The organism is Streptomyces sp. NPDC030143 (genome assembly GCF_055573695.1).
In genome coordinates this window covers 225701-226178 of record NZ_JBVIAY010000016.1, presented here as the reverse complement: position 1 = coordinate 226178, position 478 = coordinate 225701, and the positions used below count along the sequence as shown (strand labels likewise).

Genomic DNA, 478 nt, shown 5'->3' with positions numbered 1-478 from the left:
CGGGCGATCGTCGCCAGCGCGTCCGCGTCGTCCTGCGTGGGACACGCGACCCGGACGATCTGGCAGCCGGACGCCGTGAGCTCCGCGATCTGCTGAAGCGTGGCGCCGACGTCCGACGTACGGGTCGTCGTCATCGACTGCACCGACACCGGCGCGTCCCCGCCCACCGCCACGGAGCCGACCTGGATCCGCCGGCTCTTCCGGCGCTCGGCGAGCTTGGTCGGAACGGACGGCATGCCGAGAGAAATCGCAGTCATCTGCTGTGCAACCCCAAGTCGTGGATCAAGGTCCGGTCCCGTGAGCAAGCGGGCTCCGGCCTCCGAGATTACGGCACGGGCGTCGGCGCGAGCACATCCCGCTCGTAAACCCACTCATAGGGAGGCGGGGGGGGGAGGGGGGGGGGGGGGGGCCCCCCCCCCCCCCTCCCGGGCTGCGGGTCTTGCCCTTTTGCCATAAGAACATGTGGGGGAAGAGAGGG

Annotated in this window: 1 protein-coding gene; it reads right to left on the bottom strand. The window is 70.7% G+C overall.

The features are described 5' to 3' along the window. The coding region (locus ACZ4YY_RS26180; RefSeq protein ID WP_468294848.1) for a flavodoxin-dependent (E)-4-hydroxy-3-methylbut-2-enyl-diphosphate synthase at positions 1–257 on the bottom strand (257 nt) is incomplete at its 3' end. Positions 258–478: the final 221 nt, after the last annotated feature.